Raw genomic sequence first — 24299 nt, forward strand, 5'->3', positions numbered from 1 at the left:
CTCCGCGCTGAGATCCAGCCCTTATGCCGTGTGAAGCAGAAGAGCGCAAAACTCTTCTGTCAGAGTCCTGATAAACCTTGTAAGCCAGAGACCAGCGCTGGCCACCTACTCAACTTTCACTAACTAAGCCCGCCTTGCGCGGGCTTTTTCGTGGGTGCGCCAGGCATGGCGCGTTGTGCGCAAGCGCAACCAGCTTGGCTGTGGTGGCCACGCTGGTGACTTGGAGGTGAAAGTCCTCTACACACCCGGCAAGGGGAAGTGTTAGCCGAAGGCAAGGGTGTCGCGGGTGACTGCGAATCTGAAGGAAGCCCGAGGCAAAATGCTGGCCTGACGAACAGGAAGCGGATAGAGGCGGCGCAGCGGGGTGAGACGGCCCAAACCGTTAAAGCCCAATACTTGCACGGAACGCTGTGACGTAGATCCGACAGGCATAAGCAGGAAGGTCGCGCGAATTACCCTGGGAGATCTGTACGTTTGCCACTGTGCTACCGAGCGCCGCGAGGCGACGGGATGAGCGTGCAGAAGTCAGCCGAAGCCGTAGTAAGTGGCGGTCAACCGCGCCACCAAGGGCCGAACAGGTTATGCCGCCAGTAGGCGTCAGAGTCTCGTTGAATACCGAAATGCAGAAATTTCTCCAAGAGAAGACTGTTACTCCGAGTCCCGGACAGAATCCGAGGATGACGGCTGACAGCGTAAAGGTATCGACGGCATCTGTGACGTGGACGAACGCGGAGCCGGACACGCTGATGGCGCGGGTGCTTGCACCCGCCAACCTCAGGCGTGCGTATCAGCGCGTGGTCAGCAACAAAGGCGCACCGGGTGCCGATGGCATGACGGTCGACCAGTTGGCGGGCTACGTGAAACAGTATTGGCCGACCCTCAAGGCGAGGTTGCTGGCTGGCGAGTACCACCCACAAGGTGTACGCGCCGTCAAAATCCCCAAGCCCAAAGGTGGCACCCGACAACTGGGCATTCCCAACGTCGCGGACCGCTTGATCCAACAGGCACTGCTGCAACAGCTCACGCCGATCTTCGACCCGCTGTTTTCGGACTACAGCTACGGCTTTCGTCCGGGCAGAAGCGCTCATCAAGCCATCGAAACAGCCCGTGCCCATGTGGCGGCGGGTCACCGCTGGTGCGTGGAGCTCGATCTGGAGAAGTTCTTTGATCGGGTCAACCACGATGTCCTGATGGCCTACGTGGCGCGTCAAATCGAAGACAAACGTGTGCTCAAACTGATCCGTCGCTACCTCGAGGCCGGGATGATGTCGGGCGGGGTTACCAGCCGACGGCAGGAAGGGACGCCGCAAGGCGGCCCGCTCTCGCCGTTGCTGTCGAACATCCTGCTCAACGAACTCGACCGCGAGCTGGAACGACGGGGTCACCGTTTTGTACGTTATGCCGACGATGCGAACATCTATGTACGCAGCCCGCGTGCTGGCGAACGAGTGATGAGGAGTGTTGAGCGCTTCCTGAATCAGCGCCTGAAACTGACGCTGAACCGGGACAAGAGCCGAGTAGCCGGGTCTTGGAAATGTGATTACTTGGGTTACGGGATGAGCTGGCACCAGCAACCGAGGCTGAGAGTGGCGACGATGAGTCTAGGTCGTTTGCGCGACCGACTCAGAGGCCTGCTCCGTAAAGCGCGGGGCCACAAGATGGCGAATATCATCGAGCGGATAAACCCCGTGCTGCGCGGTTGGGCTGGCTACTTCAAGCTCAGCCAAGGCAAGCGTGCCTTGGAAACACTTGATGGCTGGGTACGCCATAAGCTTCGCTGTGTCATCTGGCGTCAATGGAAGCGGCACTCTACGAGGGCGCGCAACTTGATACGGTTGGGACTCGGTGAGGCACGGGCGTGGAAATCGACAGTCAATGGCCGAGGCCCATGGTGGAACTCGGGAGCGCCTCATATGAATCAGGCGCTACCGAAGAAGCTGTGGGATCGACTTGGGCTGGTCTCGATACTGGATACGATTAACCGGTTTAGCCGTGTAACCTGAACCGCCGTATACGGAACCGTACGTACGGTGGTGTGAGAGGACGGCGGATGTGAATCCGCCTCCTACTCGATTCGTGGATGCACCGGATGGGCGTATTTCAACGGACTTCATGTATCGTCAGCTCTCAAGGATATTAATGCCCATAAGGAGACGGCTTGATGTTGACCACCGAACACCTGATTGAAATCGCAATGACCAATCCGGCCAACGCCGAGATAGCCCGACGCTTGCCGTCACTGGGCCTAAACCAATGCATGCTGACCGCAGGCTGTCTGTTTCAGGCGGTCTGGAATCAGCAAGCCGGGCATCCCGCGGCCTGGGGTGTCAAGGATTACGACGTTTTTTACTTTGATGAAGACGTGTCCTGGGAGGCGGAGAACGAAGTCATCAACCTCGCACGCCAGCTCTTTCACGACCTCGAAGTGGACATCGAAATCAAGAATCAGGCACGGGTTCACCTTTGGTACCGCCAGCGGTTCGGCAAGGCGTATCCCAGGCTTCAGTCCACAAAGGACGGTATTGACCGGTATCTGATTGCGGGAACTTGCATCGGGTTGGATGTGCTGACGGGTGAGGTGTATGCGCCTTACGGTTTGAGCGATGTCGAAGAAGGGCTGTTGCGGGTCAATCCGGTCAATCCTGAACCGGATTTGTTCGAACACAAGGCCAAGAGTTATCAGGCGCGCTGGCCCTGGTTGAAGATCGTTGGCGAAGACGGTTCTTTTTAAAAAAACGAACTTGCAGGGCAAGCTTTTCTCGAAGTTAAGGAGCCCGGAGATGTTCCGGACCTGGGGAGAAGAAAGCCTGAAATGAACAAATCGATCAGTGCCAGCGATCTCGGTATTCATCTGAAAGATGCAGACGAAAGCGCCTTGTTCAAATGGTTTGTCGCCAGCTTCCTGATGGGCAAGCGCATCCAGGTTGAAATCGCGGCGCAGGCCTACCGCGTTATCGTTGAAAAACACGGTCGCGACACCGCGCGCAAGCTTGGCGGCTGTACCCACAGGCAACTGGTTTCAATGTTGGGAGAAGCCCATTACGTGCGCTACGACGAGACCACCGCGACGCGTCTGTTGGACCTGTGTAAAAAACTCGGCGAAGAATACGCCGGCAAGATCGGCCACATTCAGGCCGCCAGCGAGGATCGCCAGGCCTTTGAAAAACGCTTGCGCGAGTTCGACGGGGTAGGGCCCAAGACCGTGGAGATTTTCATGCGCGATGCCGCGGCGGTGCTCTATTGAACCAGGCCAATCACGTCCCGTCGGTATACATCGGCTGTGCCGGCTGGAACTTGCCCCGAGAACACTGGCCGACGTTTCCTGAGCACGGCACCCACCTGCAGCGGTATGCCTCGCAACTCACGGCCGTTGAAATCAACAGCTCCTTCTATCGCCCGCATCGGTCGCAGACCTATTGGCGCTGGGCGCAATCGGTACCGGCGCCGTTTCGGTTTTCGGTCAAAGTGCCCAAACTCATCACCCATGTTCAGCGCTTGCAAGGCTGCGAGCTGTTGCTGGACGAATTTCTATCCCAATGCACGGCGCTGGGTGATGCCCTGGGCTGCCTGCTGGTGCAGTTGCCGCCGTCGCTGGCTTACGACAAAAGCGTTGCCGCGGCGTTTTTCCAGGCACTGCGGCAACGTTACGCCGGGGCGGTGGTGCTTGAGCCGCGGCATGAGAGCTGGCTGGACGCAGACGCTTTATTGATCGAGCAGCGAATAGGGCGGGTCGCTGCCGACCCATCGCCCATTACCGGCGGCGATACCCCGGGCGGGTGGTTGGGGATTCAATACTGGCGCTGGCACGGCTCGCCGCGCATTTATCACAGTGACTACGACTTGAGCCGATTGGAGGCATTGGCGCGGCAGGTGCAGAACCCGGTGCAGGCGGGCACAACCCGCTGGTGCATCTTCGATAACACCGCCAGCGGGTTTGCATTGAGCAACGCGCTAACGCTGCAGGCACTTCTGGGCTGTGAGGCTAAGCCGTAGCAAGCCGGGCGTTAGAGAGGCTTGTCGCTGGCAAGCCAGGCTCCCACAGGTTTTTTGTCAGCCCTGAACATCATGCCGTCGACCTCTGCAGTGGTCGGGGGCGTTCGCCAGCCTGTTGCTGGTTTTCCGGTGTGGGAAACGCGCAAAAACAGTCGAGGACGACCGCATGTCGTAAAAGGTACGTGCGTATTGAAATAGCCTTCAACTAGCGCCCGGCACAGTCGATAACCCGTTCAGAGAGGCCCTCCGCGCAGGGCTTTACCCAACTGTCAGGGAACCCACAACGTGTCGATAAAAATTCGCTTGCTGTTGTTGATTGGCACCGGCCTGCTCACCGCCTTGATCATGAGTCTGGTCAGTTACCTGGGAAACACGCAGATGGCGCAGGCGGTGAATGACAATGAGGTCAGCATGACCGCGCTGCGCAATCACCTCGAAGCCGACATGATGCACGACGCATTACGCGCCGACGTGCTCGCCGCGATGCTGGTCGGGCTGGGCAAAAGCACCAGCAGCACGGCCGAGGTGCGCAGTTCCATAGAGGAACATGCGGCGCACTTTCGTGAAGTGCTCGGTGAAAACCTCAAGCTGCCGGTCAATGCCACGCTCAAGGCCGGCCTGGAGAAGGTCAAGCCGAGCCTGGATACCTACATCAACGCCGCCGAACGCATCGTCGGGCTGGCGCTGGCCAACCCGGAGGCCGCGCAAAAGGAACTGGGTAGCTTCAATGCAACCTTCAGCCAGCTGGAAGACCAGTTGGCCGCTCTGAGCGAGTTGATCGAAACCGACACCCGACAGACCAGCGCCGGTACCGGGCAAGCCATCAGCAACGCCAGGTTCGCCATTGGCGGCATGCTCATCGCCAGCCTGTTATTGCTGCTTCTCCAGGGCCGCTGGGTGATTCTGAGCATCATGGGGCCGTTGCAGACCGCCAGCCGCATTGCCGACAACATCGCCCATGGCAACTTGAGCGAACCTATTGTCGAGCCCACCCGCAAGGACGAAGCCAGTGCGCTGATTCGAAGCCTGGCGACCATGCAGCGCGACCTGCGCGGCATGATCGAGGCGGTTCGCAGCAACGCCCATGGCGTGAGCGGCATGAGCCAGCAATTGAGCAACGGCTGTCACGAGGTCGCCGGCAGCAGCCAGCAGCAAAGCGCCGCGGCCAGCACCATGGCGGCGGCAGCCAGCGAGATGACCGCCAGCATCGAGGAAATCACCCGGCATGCCGAGCGGGCGCTGAACATGGCCAACCAGGCGGAGACCCTGGCCAAGGATGGCGGGCGGGTGATCCATCAGGTGGTCAACGACATGGACGGCATCGCGCGTTCGGCGCAGCAATCGGCCCAGGTGATCCGCACGCTGGACAAGGAGTCCGAGGGGATTTTCAGCATCATCCAGGTGATCAAGGGCATTGCCGATCAAACCAACTTGCTGGCGCTGAACGCCGCCATCGAGGCCGCTCGCGCCGGGGAACAGGGCCGTGGCTTTGCCGTGGTGGCCGACGAAGTACGCAGCCTCGCCGGACGCACCAGCGCCTCCACCCAGGAAATTGCCGCCATGGTCGCGCGCATCCAGCTCAGCACCCGTGAGGCGGTGACCAGCATGGAAGCGGGTGTGGCCCAGGTCGACAAAGGCATGGCGGTGACCGCCGACGTCGAACGCGCCATTCGCGAGATCCTCGACGCCACGCTGAACACCACGCAACTGGTCAACGACATCACCCGCACCATCGGCGAACAGAGCCTGGCGAGCAATGAAATCGCGCATCAGGTGGAAATGATCGCCGGCATGTCCGAGGGCAACAGCCAAGTCATCGGCCGCACCGCTTCGACCACCGATGAACTGTCCACCCTGGCGGGCAAGCTGTCGCAGTCGGTGGATCGATTCAGGCTATGAGGTAGCGCGCTGGAAATCGCCGGCGCCGGCATTGATCGCGTGGGGTCAGATCACACCGCACGCGACACGGTCGCCGCCACCGCCCAAGGGTTTTGGCATGTCCGAATGGTTATCGGCGCCGGCGTGGATCATCAGTGCGTGACCTTTGATTTGCGAGAGCGTCTTCAGGCGCGGCGCCAGTACCGGATAATTGGCGATGCCGTCGGCTGTCACGTAGACCGCCGGCAGATCGCCCAGGTGCCCGTCGGCATACGGGCCCAGGTGCTTGCCGGTTTTCAGCGGATCCAGATGTCCCCCGGCTGCCAGCGCAGCGCCTTTGACCCCATCCTTCATCCCCGCTTCGCAGCTGCCGTTTTCGTGCACGTGAAAACCATGCGTGCCCGCCGGCAGGGACTTGAGATTCGGCGTGAACAACAGGCCATAGGGCGTCTCGTTGACCGTTATCGTGCCGATGGCCTGAGGCACACCCTCGGCGCTCACCAGATTCATGGGCACTTCCTGGGAAGCTGCGTGTGCCGTGCCGGTTGCCAGGGTAGCGATCAATCCAAACCACATGGAGCGTTTCATAGGCGATTCCTGAAGGGTTGTGTGAGGGTTTTTGCGAGGCGAACTCATAACCTGAGGGCATTAACTGCCGATGAAGTGCATCGTGACGATGCATGGAGTTCGCCAGCGTAAAAGTGAGAGTCGGGGGGGCGTTCAGAAGTTTTAGGGGATTACGGGCGCATTTGTTACGAGAAGCTTTAAAGAGGGGCCAGGGTAGGGGGCAGGGCTGCGCCGTTCAGTGATTTTTTTGCGTTGGTCATGAGGGCCTCTTCGCGAGCAAGCTCGCTCCCACATGGGGTCTTGGGTGGACACAGAATTTGTAAGCGCCCGAGACCAAATGTGGGAGCGAGCTTGCTCGCGAAGGCGTCAGTTCAGACAACGTTGCCCTCCTAGAGATACTTATCCGTCACAGCGCCCTCCGAAGCGCTGGACACGGTCTTCGCATACTTGGCCAGCACCCCGCGCTTGTACTTCGATTCCGGCCGCACCCAGCGGGTCTTGCGCTCGGCCAGCTCGGCGTCGGACACGTCGACGCTGATCTGCCGGGTTTCAGCGTCGATCGTGATCCTGTCGCCGTCTTCGATCAGCGCAATCGGCCCGCCCTCGAAGGCTTCCGGCGTGATGTGCCCCACCACGAAACCGTGGGAACCACCGGAGAAGCGCCCGTCGGTAATCAGCGCCACATCCTTGCCCAAGCCCTTGCCCATCACCGCCGACGTCGGCGACAGCATTTCACGCATGCCGGGCCCGCCCCTGGGCCCTTCGTAGCGGATCACGATCACGTCGCCGGCCTTGACTTCGCCGTTGAGAATGCCGGCCAGTGCGCCTTCCTCACCGTGATACACCCGAGCCGTGCCTTCAAAGCGCAAACCCTCCTTGCCGGTGATCTTGGCCACCGCGCCAGTGGGCGAGAGGTTGCCGCGCAGCACCACCAGGTGCGAGTCCTTCTTCACCGGCTGGTCGAAGGGCAGGATCACGTCCTGGCCTTCAGGATAATCGGGCACGTTTTCCAGGTTTTCGGCCAGGGTCTTGCCGGTCACCGTCAGCACATCACCATGCAGCATGCCGGCGGCCAACATGCGCTTCATCAACGGCTGGATGCCACCGATGGCCACCAGTTCGCTCATCATGTATTTACCGCTGGGGCGCAGGTCGGCCACCACCGGCGACACCTTGCCCAGCTCGACGAAATCATCCAGAGTCAGCTCGACATCCACCGCATGGGCCATGGCCAACAGGTGCAGCACTGCATTGGTCGAGCCGGCGAGGGCGATCACCACCCGAATCGCGTTTTCAAAGGCCTTGCGGGTCATGATGTCCCGCGGCTTGAGGTCCAGCTTGAGCAGCTCCATCACCTGCTGGCCGGCGCGGAAACTGTCCGAGGCCTTGTCGCTGCCCACCGCGTCCTGGGAGCTGGAACCGGGCAGGCTCATGCCCAGCGCCTCGATCGCCGAGGCCATGGTGTTGGCCGTGTACATGCCGCCGCAGGAACCGGGCCCGGGGATTGCCACTTCCTCGATCTGCTTGACCTGGATCTCGTTGATATCACCCCGGGCATTCTGGCCCACCGCTTCGAACACGGAAATGATGTCGGTGTGGCCGGCACCGGGGCGGATGGTGCCGCCATAGACGAAGATGGAAGGGCGATTCAGCCGCGCCATGCCGATCAGGCAGCCCGGCATGTTCTTGTCACAGCCACCCACGGTCACCAGCCCGTCAAAGCCCTCGCAACCGGCGACGACTTCAATGGAATCGGCAATCACCTCCCGCGACACCAGCGAATACTTCATGCCTTCGGTGCCGTTGGCGATGCCATCGGAAATGGTGATGGTGTTGAAGATCACGCCCTTGGCACCGGCGGCATTCGCACCTTTTTCCGCTTCGATCGCCAGCTTGTCGATGTGCATGTTGCACGGCGTGACCATCGCCCAGGTCGAAGCGATGCCGATCTGCGGCTTCTTGAAGTCCTCGTCGGTGAAACCCACGGCGCGCAGCATGGAGCGGCCGGGCGCGCGTTCTATGCCGTCCACCACTTGAGAGGAATATTTGCGCAAATCGACTTTATCGCTCATGACTGTTCCTCACCGGCTCGCAGAAAAATCAGGATCAGTATAGTGGCGCCCGGCGCCCGTGCCCGGGCATCAAGTGGGGAACAGACGCGCGGGTTCGCCATGTCGTGATATTCTTTGTAATAACTTGCTTTGACTTATTCAGTTTGCGTGTCCACGAGACCCGCCAACAGAATCACTGTCGCTCAAGTAGCTGAAGCCAATAAAGATAAAAACCAGTTCAGTAGGGACATATAAACTGAGGTCGATGGAACACGTCGGCCTTGTGTGCCCACCCTCCAATCGTCATGCGCAAGAACCCACGACATCTGCCTGTATGCCGTGAAACAAGGGCCTTGCGAGTGAAGATGGAAGGGCGGATGGCGTTTTATCATAGGTGCTACAGATGTTTAAAAAAATGAACACAGCCCTGCTGGGGCTGGCTTTGTCGATGGGGATCACTTCCGTTCAGGCGGAAGAGGCAAAGAAAGTCGATGTACTGCTCATCGGCGGCGGGATCATGAGCGCGACCCTGGGTGTGTGGCTCAATGAGCTGGAACCCGGCACCTCGATGGAAATGATCGAGCGCCTTGACGGCGTCGCCCTGGAAAGCTCCAACGGCTGGAACAACGCCGGTACCGGTCACTCCGCCCTGGCCGAGCTGAACTACACCCCGGAAGACGACAAAGGCAACGTGCAGATCCCGAAAGCCGTTGAAATCAACGAAGCCTTTCAGATCTCCCGTCAGTTCTGGGCCTGGCAGGTTCAGCAAGGCGTGCTGAAAAACCCGCGTTCGTTCATCAACTCCACGCCGCACATGAGCTTTGTGTGGGGCGATGACAACATCAAGTTCCTGAAAAAGCGCTACGAAGCCCTGCAAGCGAGCCCGCTGTTCGCCGGCATGCAGTACTCCGAAGACCCGGCGGTGATCAAGAAATGGGTGCCGCTGATGATGGAAGGGCGTGACCCGAACCAGAAAATCGCCGCCACCTGGTCCCCGATCGGCACCGACGTCAACTTCGGCGAAATCACCCGCCAGTTCGTCGCGCACCTGCAGACCACCCCGAAATTCGACTTGAAACTGTCCAGCGAAGTGCAGGACATCACCCGGAACGAAGACGGCAGCTGGCGCGTCAGCTACAAAAACCTCAAAGACGGCAAAAAATCCGAAACCGACGCCAAGTTCGTGTTCATCGGCGCCGGCGGCGGTGCCCTGCACCTGCTGCAGAAGTCCGGCATTCCTGAAGCCAAGGAATACGCTGGCTTCCCGGTCGGCGGCTCGTTCCTCGTCACCGAAAACCCGACCCTCGCCGAGCAACACCTGGCCAAGGCCTACGGCAAAGCCTCCGTTGGCGCACCGCCGATGTCGGTGCCGCACCTGGACACCCGTGTCCTGGACGGCAAGCGCGTCATCCTGTTTGGCCCATTCGCCACCTTCAGCACCAAGTTCCTCAAGGAAGGCTCGTACCTGGACCTGCTGAGCACCACCACCACCCACAACGTGTGGCCAATGACCAAGGTCGGCATCAAGGAGTACCCGTTGGTCGAGTACCTGGCCGGCCAGCTGATGCTGTCGGACGAAGACCGCCTCGACGCCCTGAAAGAATACTTCCCGAACGCCAAGGCCGAAGACTGGCGCCTGTGGCAAGCCGGCCAGCGCGTGCAGATCATCAAGCGTGACGAAGCCGCCGGTGGTGTGCTGAAGCTGGGCACCGAGATCGTGGCTTCGCAGGACGGCAGCATTGCCGGTCTGCTGGGTGCATCGCCAGGCGCATCGACTGCCGCGCCGATCATGCTGACCGTGCTGCAGAAGGTGTTCAAGGACAAGGTGGCTTCCCCGGCCTGGCAGGAGAAGCTGCACCAGATCGTGCCGAGTTATGGCACTCAGTTGAATGGTAGTCCTGAGAAGGTGGCTGAGGAGTGGGCTTACACCGCCAAGGTGTTGGAACTGACTCCGCCGCCGGTGATCGGTCAGGCTGCTGTTCCTGCTGCACCTGCCGCCGCTGAAAAGCCGAAGGCTGTGAAAGAGAATGCTGCCAGTGATATGGCTTTGTAAGTAGAAAAGCTGTTTGAAAGCCCGCTGAACCGGTGACGGTCAGCGGGCTTTTTTGTGGGCATTGGTTTTTTGGATATTTGAAACGCCTGAATAGTAGCAGTCGGCCCCATACATAAATTTTCCCATCCGGATGCGATGTAATACCAATCAATACTGAACTAAAGTGTCAGGCTGTGCAAGTAAGAAACGTCTTACAGAAACCGTAAGGTTTAGGGTCTGAAATTTCCTTTGTTCACAAATGGTGCTTGAAGTTTTTCCAGGTTTTATTGTTTGAAGAAAACGGCTTGATATAAGGTGGCTTATTAGAAGTTGCCGCGCTGTTTGATGCCAGGTTCATGTACTGGGAGCACTCGGCCTGGTTTCCGTTGCCGAGTTCTTTTGTCGAGGGCTTGCCGCGCATTGGTGAGTACTACCTGGATGGCATTAATATCGCGTAAGATGCAAATAGAGAGTTGGCAGTGGACGAATACTTTGCGCTTTTTGTTGAAGAATTTGCGACTCAAATTGAACGTCGAGAAGTTCCAGAGTCAACTATTGCTCGATATCGGCATAGACTCCCAGACCAACTACTTGAATACTGGATTGAGTATGGTTGGTGCGGATATGCGGATGGTATTTTCTGGACCGTCAATCCTCAGGATTATGAGCCGTTGCTGAGCTACTGGTTAGCCGACACTGAATTTTACGACCGAGACTGTTATCACGTAATCGCCCGCAGCGCTTTTGGTGTGCTTTACATATGGGGAGAAAAAAGCGGGTATTGCCTGACTATCTCATGCCCGATGGCACGCTATTCCTTACGCGACTCCAGATTCACCGGTTCGCAACTCGATTTTGGCGTGAAGGTTTTCTTCTCAGCCATGAATGCTGGATCCAACGATTTTGGAGAGTTGTTCGTACCAGCAACCAGAAAACTCGGGCGACTCAAGCCTGATGAGATGTATGGACTCGTCCCTGCTTTGGCCCTTGGTGGATCGGTAGAACTGGATAATCTGCAGAAAGTTAACACGGTCGAGCATCTTGAATTTTTATCTCAGTTGTCCCCGCTTCGGGATTGGGGTTTTCCTGATATTTAATTGTGATAATGACTTGATCGCCTTCTCACTTAGCCATCTCAAGGACGTTTATGGCCGGCTCTAGTACTGGCATTGACCTAAAAGGACTTAGAAAGAGGCGAATTTATTAAGGCGCTCAACTACGTCTAAAATAAATCTGACGCGTGTTTTATTGCGTTTTTATTTTTCAAACGTTTTCCTAAGCTGTCCGCGGCTCCACAAAAATTAATGCAATATTCAAAAGATGTAAGTAGGAGTTGGCTTTGGACGAGGATTATGCTTTTTTTATCAAACAGTTCGGCGCTCCAACCACACGCCAGGAAGTTCCGGAATCGAGCGTGGCTCGATATGAAAACAAACTTTCCGGTCAATTGATCGAGTATTGGAAAGAGTTTGGGTGGTGCGGATACGGGGACGGGTTATTTTGGACCGTCAACCCTCAGGAATACGAAACCGTACTGGCGCAGTGGTTAGTTGATACAGAGCTTTATCACCAAGATAACTACTATGTTATTGCACGTAGTGCGTTTGGTGATCTTTATGTGTGGGGAGAAAAAAGCGGGTATTGCGTGACGATCACCGCTTATATGGCACGTTACTCCACCCGTGTCTCCATTTTTACAGGCGAGCAGCTTGATTTTGGGGTACGTGTGTTTTTTTCGTCCATGGACCCCGATTATAACGACTTGGAGTTTTTGTTTAAACCGGCTGTGCAGAAGCTAGGCAAACTTGAAGCTGACGAAATGTATGGGCTAGTGCCTGCTTTGGCTCTCGGTGGATCGATAGATTTAGAGCATATTGAAAAGGTCAAAACGATAGAGCACCTGGAGTTTTTGTCTCAACTCTCACCACTTACCGACTGGGCGTTTCCGAAAATTTGAAACATCATAGCTGCCGTAAGGTGGTGGCCCGAATGTCTCGGAGATTTCCTACAATCCGATAGGCTTGCCTCTCGGAAGTCCCCTCGCTAATCTCCCTCCGTCGCTGCCAAGGCAGCGATCGGGTGTGGTAGCCCGTATTTCTTATAGGAGCCCCACCCATTGGAGTTCCAGATGCTCAACGACAACGCCAAGCCGTCCCATACAACCGAGTCGCCAAAAATCGATCCAGAGTCTCCATCTCGCAAGCCAGCCATGGCCGAGCGTCGTCCCAATGCCATCTTCACCATTGTCCCCACCGTAAATAGCGAGACCCTCCTAGTTCACGCCTGTGAAACCCTTGCCTCGGCTAGTGTCATGGCCAGTGAGTTGGCGTATATCCTCGAAGGACCGAAATGTAATCTGGCGTTGGCGATTCAGCAGATGATTTCTTTGGCGGAGTTGTCGGTGAATCGGGTGTTGGATCAGGTTGATCCGCAGGAATAGGTGAGGGGGCATTTAACGTGTTGGGCCCTCTGCGCGATATCGGTGTTTGGGCTCTGGGATAGGGGTGTGTAGATCCAAAGCTAGAGCAATGGCAAGATCAAAAGATCGCAGCCTTCGGCAGCTCCTACAGGGGGAATTGAGTACGGTCGAGGTGGATGGGTTGGCTGTCAGGGCGCTTTCGCTGGCAAGCCAGCTCCTACAGTTGGATTGCGTGCGGATCAGAGAGCCAGGTCGGCTGGTAGGCCGCCTCGCTTTTGCTTTTGCTTTTGCTTTTGCTTTGGCGGTGCACGCCCCATCGAGAGGCCGAGTGGAGGTTCTGCGCAGTGGGCAACCCGGCATGGATGCCGGGTTAGCCGCGCACGGCCATGGATGGCCGATCGCGGCGGGCCCACGGAGCAGGACCGGAGCGAGGGCATGCCGAGCCTTAGCGAGGCACCGAACGACAGGGGCAAGAGCCCTTGGTTACTTGGGGCTTTTCCAAGTGACTCGCTGTAAGAGCGAAACCGGCAGTAGCCGTTGCCGAAGAAATGGATATGTACACGGTCAAATAGCCGGGCCAGCCATGAGGACGCCATCGCGGGCAAGCCACGCTCCCACAGGTTCTATGCGCGACAGTGATGTTGATGGTGTGCGTGGGAATCTGATCCGTATTTTCCTGCGCCATCTGCTGCTGTAATGCACAGCGTCCGCGGCTCACAATGACAGCACGGTCCGCAGTTCCATCAGCTACTGCACCGCAAACTCATAACGTAGGAGGCCCCATGGGCAAAATGGCATTTTTCCTCGGTGGATTTCTGGTGTTGACCATTCTGATCGGCGCCCTTGCCACGATCTCTCCCGTTTAGTCCCCCCCGCAGTGCCCGCTGCCGATCACACCTCTTCCCGCCAGCGCCGCGCCTGTATGAGCAACGCCGGCGCAAAGTGCAGCATGACCATCCGCACCAGATGATGAGTCAGGATGAACACCACGTTCAGCCCGCCACTGAAGGCGACGATGGTGATGGTCTCGATGGCGCCAGGCATGTACGCCAGCCACAACGTCATCGGATCGCTGCCCAGCACCCGCCCGGCCACGCCGGCAAAGGCCGCTGCGATCAGCAGCATGAGGGTGACGGACACCAGTGCGGCGCGGCCGTGGCGCAGGAGTTCCGACAGGGGAATGTCCTTGAACTTCGAGCCGATCAGCACACCCAGCAGGACGACGGCGCTGTCGACACTCCATTGCGGCATGTGGAAGGCCTGCAGATAACCCATCTTGATGTAGACGCCGGTGACGACAATCGCGGTGAGCATGAAGGGGGCGGGGACGCCGACGCGCAGCAGCCATCGGCCGAGCACTATGCACAAGGCGATCAGCGACAGCAGGGTCAGTGCCGTACCCGTTACCAGCGGACTGCTCTGGGCAAGCACCGCGCTGGTCTGCGCGGGAATGCAAAAACTGACCAGCACGGTGATCGATAGCAGTCGGACCAGGTGTACGACGATCACTTTGCCGGACGCACGTTCGGACTCCAGCAAGTCAAACACCGCGGCGAGGGCGCCGGGGTAGACGGCCAACAGGCTGTCCTTGCGATTCCATCCCGAGACCCTGAGCAGCCAGAATCCGGCCACGGCGCTCTGGACTGCCAGGGCCAGCAGCATGAACCCCAGGCTGGGCAGCATCGCCGCCGCCGTTTGGCTGTCCCATGACTTGAACATCAGGCCGGTTGCGATCCCCAGGACGATTTGCACGTAGCCAAGGCTGAGGGGCAGCGTGGGCGAAAAGCGCAGGTTGCTGGCGAACAATGCGGTGGCGAGTATCGAGCCCAGCAACAGGCCATGGGGGATGCCGGCGTACTGCAGCGCGATACCGACGCTGATGGCGATCAGCAAGCAGAATAGGGTTTTCATGGGGCTGACGAATCTTCCTTAATTCTTGTAATAACCCAACGCTTGCATCGAGTCTTCTTTTCAGGGCCAACACGTTGTCCCATTTAACGGCTTGAAGCGTCAAGTGCGCCGGGTTCAATGCGCAGAAAGACCTCGCCAGCCAAAAAGCACAACGCCTCCACAGAGGGAGGCGTTGCGGGTTTTCAGCAGTACGGTTGAGTTATTTGAGATCGAAGCGATCCAGGTTCATCACCTTGGTCCAGGCCGCAACGAAGTCTTTGACGAACTTCTCCTTCGAATCGCTGCTGGCATAGAATTCGGCCAATGCTCGCAGCTGCGAATTCGAGCCGAAGACCAGATCGACGCGGGTCCCGGTCCACTTCACTTCACCGGTTTTACGATCCCTTCCTTCAAACGCTTCGTTGTCCTGCGAGGTTGGTTTCCATTCCACGCCCATGTCCAGCAGGTTCTTGAAGAAGTCGTTGGTCAAGGCTTCCGGCTGCTGGGTGAACACGCCGTGTCTGGTTTGTCCGGCGTTGATGTTCAACACGCGCAGGCCGCCGAAGAGCGCGGTCATTTCTGGCGCGCTGAGTGTCAGCTGTTGTGCCTTGTCGATCAGCAATGCCTCGGCGGGTGCGCGGTAGCGGCTCTTGAGGTAGTTGCGGAAACCATCGGCAATGGGCTCGAGGAAACCGAAGGATTCCACATCCGTCTGCTCTTGCGAGGCGTCCATCCGTCCTGGTGTGAACGGCACCGTGACGTTGTGGCCGGCATTTTTCGCCGCCTGTTCGATACCGGCGCTGCCGCCCAGGACAATCAGGTCCGCCAGCGAGATCTTCTTGCCGCCGCTGTTGAACTCGCTCTGGATGCTCTCGAGTTTCGCCAGCACGTTCGCCAGTTGCTCAGGCTGGTTGGCCTGCCAGAATTTCTGCGGGGCCAGACGCAGGCGGCCGCCATTGGCGCCGCCGCGTTTGTCGGAGCCGCGGAAGGTGGAAGCCGCTGCCCAGGCGGTTGATACCAGCTGCGAGACCGTCAGGCCCGACGCCAGGAGTTTGCTCTTGAGTGCGGCAACGTCGCTGTCGTCGACCAAGGGATGGTCGACCGCTGGAATCGGGTCTTGCCACAGCAGTTCTTCGTTGGGCAGTTCCGGGCCGAGGTAGCGCGACAGTGGACCCATGTCACGGTGGATCAGTTTGAACCAGGCGCGGGCGAACGCATCGGACAATTGCTCCGGATTCTCCAGGAAGCGCCGCGAGATCGGTTCATAGATGGGGTCGAATCGCAGCGACAGGTCGGTGGTCAGCATGGTCGGATTACGCCGTTTGGACGGGTCGTGGGCATCGGGAATGATGCCGGCGCCGGCGCCGTCTTTCGCGACCCACTGGTTCGCCCCGGCCGGGCTTTTGCTCAGTTCCCACTCGAAACCGAACAGGTTCTCCAGGTAGTTGTTGCTCCACCGGGTGGGCGTGGTGGTCCAGGTCACTTCCAGGCCGCTGGTGATGGTGTCCGGGCCTTTGCCGGTGCCGAAGCTGTTCTTCCAGCCAAAGCCCTGGGCTTCCAGGCCGGCAGCTTCCGGTTCGGCGCCGACATTGTCGGCAGGCCCGGCACCGTGGGTTTTGCCGAAGGCGTGGCCGCCAGCGATCAGCGCCACGGTTTCTTCATCATTCATGGCCATGCGGGCGAAGGTTTCGCGGATGTCCTTCGCCGCGGCGAGCGGATCCGGGTTGCCCTCTGGGCCTTCCGGGTTGACGTAGATCAGACCCATCTGCACCGCAGCGAGCGGGTTTTCCAGGTTGCGCCCCTGCTCGGTACGGCTCTCCTCGTTTTCCCCCGGCTCGGCAACCAGCGGGCCTTCGCCGGGCTCTTGCATGGGCTCGTTTTCCTTGCCGTAGCGGGTATCGCCGCCCAGCCATTTGTTTTCCGAACCCCAGTAGACGTCTTCGTCCGGTTCCCAGACGTCCTTGCGACCGCCGGAAAAACCGAAGGTCTTGAAGCCCATGGACTCCAGCGCGACGTTGCCGGTCAAGACGATCAGGTCAGCCCAGGAAATCTTGTTGCCATATTTTTGCTTGATCGGCCACAGCAGCCGGCGCGCCTTGTCGAGGCTGACGTTGTCCGGCCAGCTGTTGAGCGGTGCGAAGCGCTGTTGACCGGAACCCGCACCGCCGCGGCCGTCACCGGTGCGATAGGTACCGGCGGCGTGCCAGGACATGCGAATGAAGAGGGGCCCGTAGTGACCGAAATCCGCCGGCCACCATTCTTGTGAATCGGTCATCAGTGCGTGCAGGTCTTGCTTGAGCGCCGCAAAGTCCAGGCTTTTGAAGGCTTCGGCGTAGTTGAAGCCCTCGTCCAGGGGGTCAGTGAGGGACGAGTGCTGGTGCAGGATCTTCAGATTCAGTTGGTTCGGCCACCAGTCGCGGTTCGTCGTGCCACCGCCAGCGGCGTGGTTGAACGGGCATTTCGATTCGTTTGCCATGTGTGAGCTACCTTTAGGTCGTGTTCATCCGGCTATCCGTCCCGGTATGGGCGCGCAATAGCGACGAGCAAAATCAATGACTTAGGCGGCAGGGCCAGCAGTTCGATCAACTGATTGTCTTGACCACTCGGGAATTCTGAACAGCGGCAATCGAGTTGCCTGCGCGGTGGCCCACGGGTGCCCTAGTCAAGCTTCGGACTCATTCGGTGTTTCCTGATCAGCGCTAAACCGGCCAGCTTATAATGCCAGCGCTGGATTAAGGTTAGACCCGAGTGCCGGAGTCAGCTAATAGGTGGAGTATTCGGGGGTGATAGGCAGAATCTTTCAGCTTGGCCTGCCGCCCTTACTGCCAATTAACGTATTCGCGAATTCCTGCTGATCGTTCTCTCGCTTGCGCGTGGGAAGTGCGCTTGAGATGCACCGGTTTACGCTTTTCCTACCCTGTTCTCAGTGTTACTCAGAAACGCCCTACGCACCCATCAGAAACGTCCTATTTCCATCGTGGCCGCCATCGTAAAAGCTCTCGAGCGCTTGTACGAGGGTGGACATAACGCCTCCCTGTTCGTCCCACACAGACCAGGAAGGCCTGACCATGCCCAACCCCATACGCACCTTCTTCGACCACAGCCGCCACAAACTGCACGTCCTCAACGCCGGCTTGACCCTCGACGTCCTGGCCTTCCACGGCGAAGAACAACTGAGCCAGCCATTCCACTACGTCGTCGAATTCACCTGCACCGAACAGGACATCGCCGCCGACCAACTGCTCAACCGCGAGGCCCAGTTCAGCCTGCACCCCGTGCCGCGCAAGCTCACCTTCCTGACCAAGGACCTCAAGGTCAAACCGCTGCGCACCTTCAACGGCGTGATCACCGCCTTCAAACGCCTGTCCGGCTCCGTCGACGAAGCCCGCTACGAAATCACCCTGCAACCGCGCCTGGCATTGCTTGCCCGCGGCCAGCAGTTCCGCCTCTACCAACACCAGTCCGTACCGGAAATCGTCGAACAGATCCTGCGCAACCGCCACGACTTCCGCGGCGAGGACTTTTTCTTCAAGCTCACGCGCACCTACCCCAAACGCCTGCAAGTCATGCAATACGGCGAAAGCGACCTGGCCTTCATCGCCCGCCTGCTGGCCGAAGTTGGCATCTGGTACCGCTTCACCAGCGACGATCGCCTGAACATCGATGTCGTCGAATTCCATGACGACCAGCTGCATTACCAGTCCGGCATCGAGCTGCCGTACCACTCACCCGCCGGCCTGAGCAGCAGCGAGCAGGACGGCGTCTGGGCCTTGCAAACCCACCACCAGGTGGTGGAACGCCAGGTCAACATCCGCACCTACCAGCACCGTGACGCCCGCGCCCACCTGGACGGCGAGATCGACCACACCCGCGGCGCGACCACCACCTACGGCGAGGCCTACCACTACGCCGAACCCTACACCGCCCTCGGCGACCGCTATCAGTTCTACGAAGACCTGCCGCCGGAAACCGGCTACTTCTACGCCCGCCTGCAGCACGAACGCTACCTCAACGATCAGACCCGCCTCAGCGGCACCAGCAGCAGCGCGACCCTGGCCCCCGGCCAGAAGCTGATGATCTCCGGCGGCGCGCCCCAGGCCTTCGCCCTCGGCACCGTGATCACCCACCTGAGCACCCGCGCCGCCCGCGATGCCAGCTTCGAAGCCCGGTTCCAGGCCATCCCCTATTCGGAAAGCGTGTGCTTCCGCCCGCCACTGCAGCCCAAGCCGCAGATCGCCGGCACCGTCCCGGCCCGGGTCAGCAACCCGCAAAAACACGACCCCTACGCCGAAATCGACGTCGAAGGGCGCTACCGCGTGCAGTTCCTGTTCGACCGCGATACCTGGAAACCCGGCCAGGAAAGCATGTGGCTGCGCCTGGCCCGGCCCTACGCCGGCGACACCCACGGCCTGCATTTGCCGCTAATCGCCGGCACCGAAGTGGCGGTGGCCTTCGAACAGGGCGACCCGGATCGGCCGTACATCGCCCATGCCTTGCACGACAGCCAGCACCCGGACCACGTGACCCTGCGTGCGCGCAATTACAAACGCAACGTGCTGCGTACGCCGGCCAACAACAAGCTGCGGATGGAGGACACAAGGGGGGAGGAGCACGTCAAGCTCAGTACCGAGCACAGTGGCAAAAGCCAGCTGAACCTGGGGCATTTGGTCGATGCCGAGCAGAAAAAACGTGGTGAAGGGTTTGAATTGCGCACCGATGGCTGGGGTGCAATTCGGGCGGGGAAGGGGCTGTTTATCAGTGTCGATGAGCAGGCCAAGGCGCAGGGGCCGGTCCTCGAAATGAGCGCGGCAATCGGCCGCCTGCAACAGGCGGGCGAGCAGCTGCAGCAACTCTCTGTCGATGCCCAGGCCGCCAATGCAGATCCCGCCGACGTGACTACGCAACTGAACCTGCTCCGGCAAGACCTGGAGCAACTCAAGTCGTCAGTACTGTTGCTCAGCGCGCCCCAGGGCATCGCCCTCACCAGCGGCAAGCATCTCCAGTTGGCCGCGCAAAACAACCTGATGCTCAACGCCGGTGGCGAAGCCGACCTCAGTGTGGTCAAGCGCCTGTTCATCGGCGTGGGGCAGGGGCTCAGCCTGTTTGTGCGCAAGCTGGGCATCAAGCTGATTGCCAACCATGGGCCGGTGAGCGTGCAAGCGCAAAACGACACGCTCGAACTGATGGCGCGCCACGGCCTGGCGATCACCAGCACCGAAGACGAAATCCACATCACCGCCAAGAAGAAAATCACCCTCAACGCCGGCGGCAGCTATATCACCCTCGACCCCTCCAGCATCGAATCGGGCACGGCAGGTGATTTCAACATCAAGTCGGCGCATTTCGACTACAGCGGTGCAGCCCAGCAATCGCTGGAAATACCGCCGCTGGCTCAATTGACCGAGCACAAAGCCGAGTCCGTGGAGCTCTCGGATTTCTCAGCCTGATCCCTACAAGACACAAGGAGTGAAGCACACCATGCGCGATTTTCTCGTTTGGCTTTTTGGCACCGAGTCGTCGTTCGGCCAGCGCTCACGATCTGTTGCGCCCGTTGCTCCCATCCGACCCGCTTCCGCCTTATCGACGGTTGTGGCGGACGCTTCGCTGGAGCCAGGCGTCAATGCATCGCCCCCACCGATGAACTGGTGCCATCCCTTCAAGGAGAAACGCAACCCGCTGTTGCAACTGACCCACATGGCCGAAGCGAAAGCAGGCTATTTCCCCCTGGGCCGCAGCGGTCTCTTTCACGGCGGGGTACATTTCGACAGCGGCACCGCCACCGCCCTGGATCAATCCAGCGTGCACTGCCTGGCCGACGGCGAAGTGGTGGCGTACCGCATCGACACGCAGGCGCCGACCACGGCTTATTCCATCAATAAACAAACCGTAGAAAAGCCGTTCTCACGCAATTTCGTGCTGGTCCGCCACCATCTTCAGCCACCGAAGATCAAAGGCAGCCCGGACACGCCGCCCAGCCTGACCTTCTACAGCCTGTACATGCACCTGCAGGACTGGTCGGTGTACCACGAGGACGCCATCCTCACTCGTCCGGCGTTCTGGCCCGAGAGTCCGATCCGCCGTGTCAAACAAACGGTGAAAGACGTCCGCCCCGGAAATCTTGAGCTGCGTGGCCTGAACGTGCGCACCCAGGACCGGAACGGCAAGGTGATTGACCTCTTGCCGCGGGGCGCCGAGGTAACTGTCAGTGGCGAGGGGCACATGCGCAAGCTGGAGAACCGCCTCGGCCCCGCCAATCTGATCAGCGCCGATGGATCGCTGCGCGGCTATGTGTCCATGTCCGAGGTGATGCTCATCGCCGGGGACGACTATTACGTCAGGGCGCTCGGGGGCTCGCTCAATGTCTACGCCGAACCGAGCTTTCCCAGCGAGGTACTCATGGAACTGCCGAATGGCACGCGCTTCACGCTCAGTGGTGACGACTATTACCGAAAACTGGAACGCATCGACCAGTACGTGGATTTCGCCTCGTTGCAAGGCGAGCAGAAACCGCTGGCGCTGGACCGGGTGGTGGTACTCGACACGCCCGTACCCATCAAAGCAGGGGAACTGATCGGCCATCTCGGCCTGTATCAAGACAGCGGTGCGGAGCAGCCGGAAGAGAAGTTGCATCTGGAGGTGTTCAGTGGCGATGGCGTCGAGGTGTTCATCAAGGCCAGCCGCGCCTGGGCTCAGCGCCTGCCGGAAAAAGACAAAACCTGGCTGAAGCTCGCCAAGGGCACCGCGGTGGTGCCTCATCAAAATAATGTCACTGCCGCGCAACTGAAAGTATTGAGTGCCGCCAGCCCACTCAGCGCTGCCGACCTGTTAATCCCCCAAAGCGTGCTGGATGCTTTGCCGGCCGACAGAAAAATCCAGGTGACCGCAAGCGAAAGCCGCAAAGCCAGCAACTGGTATCGCCTGGACGGGCTGCTCCACGACGCGGACAACCACCTGCTCAATGGCTGGGTGCGCGAAGAAGTCGGTGTCACCCCCTGGGTCAGCCCCTGGTCGTGGGAAGGTTACGACATCATCGACGAATACGACGTCCCTCAGGAGTTCATGGCCTCATTCCTGCGCGCGGTTAAACGCCTGAGCGAAGCGCAACTCGAGCGTTTCGGTCCCATGGCGGATGAAGGCGACAAGGGGCCGTTGAAGACCCGGCTGTACGACATCATCGACACCAACCGCGATGGCAGGATGACGGCTGAAGAGGTGCGAACGGCAATCAGCCTGCCCGCTCACGCGCAGTCGATTTCGCAGTTGATCGTACATTGTGAAAGCGAGTGGTACCACAAGGCAGGCAAATGGGACCGGCTGGATGAGGTACTTGGGCATAGCGGTTCGACGCCACATTTGAATTGGTTGGCGGAGAAGCAGCGGATCAGGCAGATGTGTTGGTGGGGGGAGGTGGCGGCGGGAGTCGGGCTTCCGGCGCATGGGGAGGTCTATCACTTTCATCCGGTGGGATTGGTAAGCAGTTTCTTCGCCGTTGATGATCAGAACGATTTGCGCTGGCTAACAGTACCTTATGGTCAACTAACCTTTGATGCTGAAGGCAATGATATAGAGGATGAGTCGCACCCATCGTACAGATACTTCAGTAGAGTTGCCCACTGGCCGGGTGGCGTATCTGGAATAACAATTGGCCGTGGTTACGATCTAGGTCAGCGGCCTAATCCAAGAAAAGACCTGTATGCAGTAGGCATTGAAGAGCCGCTAGTAACTTGGTTGATCGGGGCGAAAGGTCTTCATGGAACAGCAGCTAAGAATTATATCGACAACGCTCCGATGGCTATCCGAAAGCATAGGATTTCTAGAAGGCAGCAGTACGAACTGTTCTTGCCTGTTTATGATTACATGAAAAAAGATGTGGTTCGTATATCGAATACAGCAGCAGCCAAAGATGCTTATGGTGTACTCGTCTGGGGAGCGGTGAATGGCAAGATTCAAGACATTGTAATTGACTTGATTTATAGAGGTGATTACACCACGCATGCGAGAACTTTCATTCAAAAGCCCTTTGTCGAAAGTGATATTGGGCTAGTAAGAAATATAATGTCCAATAAAGATCGTTGGTTGAACGTCCCAGACGATAGGTTTAAGCGAAGAGCGGAGTATATAAAGCAATGAAAACTTTTTTTTTGTTTGTACTGGCTATTTTCGCCGTTGGCTTGGGTGAGGCCTCGGAATTTAACTACAAGGGAGTAATTATGGCAGGGACAGGCGACGTAGGAGATCTTTTGGTTCGGTATCTTATTTCATCGGATGAGTCATGTATTGTTATCCAGAATTTGCTTCCCGGCGGTAGAGGGACGGTATCAGCAGAGAAAAAAATCTGCTCATTAGCTGGAAAAGACTTTGATGACGGATACACAGCTGTGGATGTAAAAGAGGGCGCCTTCAAAGATGGAAAACTTCTATTTAAAATTGGAGTGACCCCCTTACAGCCCATCGGTGAGACAGTTATGTCCTGCGAATCAATATTTTATAATGGCCTGGCAGATCACCTTTCCTGCCAGGAAAAGGAAGAAATCAACGAAGTGACCTGCAAATGCAACACGGAAAATTAGTATTTATAGTTTTTCAATATCGTAGTCACCGCAAGCAGGCACTGATTACTTCATACGCTGAAAAATTTGAAGATATTCTTAAACAAACTTCTGTGCTGTCTTCGGGGTTGTGACATGTCAAAAAAAACGTTCTTTATCATGGTGTTGTTTTTGATTTCGCCCTTTTCAAAATCAGCTGCAGTAGAAATAGTAAATGGGGCGAAAGCTGGAAGTGTGGTGTTGCGTGATGGAAGTAGCGAAGTAGTGTATGAAAATATTACGGGTAATGAATACAATGTTGCTCGTCGTTTGGTTGATATAAACGGCATTCCTGCGTTGCTCGTTCTTTCCAGAGGTAGTTTTTATTTTACCCTGCTGTCAAAGGGGAGGGAGATATTAATTGATTGTGCTTACGCTGATAGTCGAAATAATTATAATGGCGCCAGGATGTCGGCTGGGACGTGTGGGCTTAACATTCCGCTGAGTGAGGACTATGTTGAAGTTGCACAGAACAATTCAAACAGGTGGTCGTCTTCGGTTTTTTCTTTCGATACAAGCCCCGTGTTCAAGCAGAAACTGGCGACTAACTTCTTGTTGGGAACGATTGGGGATGTTGAAGTTTATGATAGATATGCTTCGGAGGAGGCGCTTGAGAATGCATTGCCTCAGAAATATATCAAAGGTCCCTCGGGTTGCTTTGATTTTAAAGAGGCTGATGTTTTTTTAGTGTTTTTGAATGGCGACAGTCCTCAGCTTAAATATCTCGATATTCTCCGATCTGAAGAGCCCATTAGATTTGCCAGAAAGACGGAAGATGATTTAAAAAAACTAGCCACTGATAAATGTTTGTAGTGAAAGTTTTCGATTCGACTGCATATCATTTGTTGGTGTGCAGTGGGCTCTAGAAAGACGATCAGCAG

General features: G+C 57.9%; 17 protein-coding genes and 1 pseudogene. 14 read left to right on the plus strand and 4 right to left on the minus strand.

Features of this window, described 5'->3' with window-relative positions:
- Nucleotides 1–581: 581 nt before the first annotated feature.
- The 6 genes and pseudogenes from ltrA to ACA062_RS13430 all read left to right on the plus strand — a co-directional run bounded on the left by ltrA (nt 582) and on the right by ACA062_RS13430 (nt 5892).
- The gene (gene ltrA, locus ACA062_RS13405) at nt 582–2003 is read left to right on the plus strand and encodes a group II intron reverse transcriptase/maturase (RefSeq protein ID WP_497456807.1); all 1422 of its coding nucleotides are present in this window, start codon (nt 582–584) and stop codon (nt 2001–2003) included.
- A gap of 155 nt (nt 2004–2158) precedes the next feature.
- Nucleotides 2159–2731, plus strand: coding sequence for a nucleotidyltransferase family protein (locus ACA062_RS13410; protein WP_497456808.1), 573 nt, complete (start codon nt 2159–2161; stop codon nt 2729–2731).
- 81 nt (nt 2732–2812) lie between these two features.
- The gene (locus tag ACA062_RS13415; protein WP_497456809.1) at nt 2813–3244 is read left to right on the plus strand and encodes an HhH-GDP family DNA glycosylase; all 432 of its coding nucleotides are present in this window, start codon (nt 2813–2815) and stop codon (nt 3242–3244) included.
- The gene (locus ACA062_RS13420) at nt 3241–3993 is read left to right on the plus strand and encodes a DUF72 domain-containing protein (protein WP_497456810.1); all 753 of its coding nucleotides are present in this window, start codon (nt 3241–3243) and stop codon (nt 3991–3993) included. Before ACA062_RS13415 ends, ACA062_RS13420 begins: the two co-directional genes overlap by 4 nt.
- A gap of 285 nt (nt 3994–4278) precedes the next feature.
- Nucleotides 4279–5034, plus strand: a pseudogene (locus tag ACA062_RS13425) (MCP four helix bundle domain-containing protein); the annotation flags it as partial.
- A gap of 132 nt (nt 5035–5166) precedes the next feature.
- A complete protein-coding gene (locus ACA062_RS13430; RefSeq protein WP_497457411.1) occupies nt 5167–5892 on the plus strand; it encodes a methyl-accepting chemotaxis protein in 726 nt (241 codons plus the stop codon).
- Nucleotides 5893–5937: 45 nt separating this feature from the next.
- Here ACA062_RS13430 and sodC read toward each other — a convergent pair whose 3' ends face one another.
- A complete protein-coding gene (gene sodC / locus ACA062_RS13435; protein ID WP_497456811.1) occupies nt 5938–6459 on the minus strand; it encodes a superoxide dismutase [Cu-Zn] SodC in 522 nt (173 codons plus the stop codon).
- 368 nt (nt 6460–6827) lie between these two features.
- Nucleotides 6828–8510 carry a dihydroxy-acid dehydratase gene (gene ilvD, locus ACA062_RS13440; RefSeq protein WP_138965961.1) on the minus strand — a complete coding sequence of 561 codons (1683 nt, stop codon included), beginning with the start codon at nt 8508–8510 and terminating at the stop codon, nt 6828–6830.
- Between the two features lie 382 nt (nt 8511–8892).
- On the opposite strand from ilvD, the gene mqo reads away from it, so the two are divergent.
- From mqo to ACA062_RS13460, 4 genes are all read left to right on the plus strand, one after another.
- Nucleotides 8893–10542 (plus strand): malate dehydrogenase (quinone), encoded by a 1650-nt coding sequence (gene mqo / locus ACA062_RS13445; protein WP_497456812.1) that lies wholly within the window; start codon nt 8893–8895, stop codon nt 10540–10542.
- A gap of 458 nt (nt 10543–11000) precedes the next feature.
- A complete protein-coding gene (locus tag ACA062_RS13450) occupies nt 11001–11618 on the plus strand; it encodes a GAD-like domain-containing protein (RefSeq protein WP_497456813.1) in 618 nt (205 codons plus the stop codon).
- 242 nt (nt 11619–11860) lie between these two features.
- A complete protein-coding gene (locus tag ACA062_RS13455) occupies nt 11861–12478 on the plus strand; it encodes a GAD-like domain-containing protein (RefSeq protein ID WP_497456814.1) in 618 nt (205 codons plus the stop codon).
- 171 nt (nt 12479–12649) lie between these two features.
- Nucleotides 12650–12961, plus strand: a complete 312-nt coding sequence (locus tag ACA062_RS13460) for a DUF6124 family protein (protein ID WP_497456815.1) — start codon at nt 12650–12652, stop codon at nt 12959–12961.
- 870 nt (nt 12962–13831) lie between these two features.
- Here ACA062_RS13460 and ACA062_RS13465 read toward each other — a convergent pair.
- On the minus strand, nt 13832–14851 hold the full coding sequence (locus ACA062_RS13465; RefSeq protein ID WP_497456816.1) for an AbrB family transcriptional regulator: 1020 nt from the start codon (nt 14849–14851) through the stop codon (nt 13832–13834).
- 199 nt (nt 14852–15050) lie between these two features.
- The gene (gene katG, locus ACA062_RS13470; protein WP_497456817.1) at nt 15051–17306 is read right to left on the minus strand and encodes a catalase/peroxidase HPI; all 2256 of its coding nucleotides are present in this window, start codon (nt 17304–17306) and stop codon (nt 15051–15053) included.
- A 592-nt stretch (nt 17307–17898) separates the two neighbouring features.
- Here katG and ACA062_RS13475 point away from each other — a divergent pair.
- From ACA062_RS13475 to ACA062_RS13490, 4 genes are all read left to right on the plus strand, one after another.
- Nucleotides 17899–20277 carry a type VI secretion system Vgr family protein gene (locus ACA062_RS13475; protein WP_497456818.1) on the plus strand — a complete coding sequence of 793 codons (2379 nt, stop codon included), beginning with the start codon at nt 17899–17901 and terminating at the stop codon, nt 20275–20277.
- A gap of 31 nt (nt 20278–20308) precedes the next feature.
- The gene (locus tag ACA062_RS13480; protein WP_497456819.1) at nt 20309–22960 is read left to right on the plus strand and encodes a pesticin C-terminus-like muramidase; all 2652 of its coding nucleotides are present in this window, start codon (nt 20309–20311) and stop codon (nt 22958–22960) included.
- Nucleotides 22957–23400, plus strand: coding sequence for a hypothetical protein (locus tag ACA062_RS13485; RefSeq protein WP_497456820.1), 444 nt, complete (start codon nt 22957–22959; stop codon nt 23398–23400). Before ACA062_RS13480 ends, ACA062_RS13485 begins: the two co-directional genes overlap by 4 nt.
- Nucleotides 23401–23514: 114 nt before the next feature.
- Nucleotides 23515–24231, plus strand: coding sequence for a hypothetical protein (locus ACA062_RS13490; RefSeq protein ID WP_497456821.1), 717 nt, complete (start codon nt 23515–23517; stop codon nt 24229–24231).
- Nucleotides 24232–24299: the final 68 nt, after the last annotated feature.

It is taken from the genome of Pseudomonas sp. LBUM1679 (assembly GCF_059695565.1).